Annotated in this window: 1 protein-coding gene; it reads left to right on the plus strand. The window is 36.4% G+C overall.

The annotated features are described in order from the left end of the window. Positions 1 to 231: mucin-binding protein (locus tag PNO30_RS06675; RefSeq protein WP_271987616.1), on the plus strand; the 231-nt coding region annotated here is incomplete at both ends.

Raw genomic sequence — 231 nt, forward strand, 5'->3', positions numbered from 1 at the left:
ATATGAATTAGTATCTAATACATACCCAACAGACGGAGTATTCGATAAAGATGTTAACACTGATCAAGAGTTTACAGTAACACTTAAAGAACGTGTAGTACCAGTAACACCAGATCAACCGAAAACACCAGGAACCCCAGTAGATCCAAATAATCCAGAAGGACCTAAATACCCAGCTGGATTAGAAGAAAAAGATCTAAACAAAACAGTAACACGTACAATTACATACGT

Source organism: Gemella haemolysans, assembly GCF_028308085.1.
In the GTDB taxonomy this organism is placed as follows: Bacteria; Bacillota; Bacilli; order Staphylococcales; family Gemellaceae; genus Gemella; species Gemella haemolysans_D.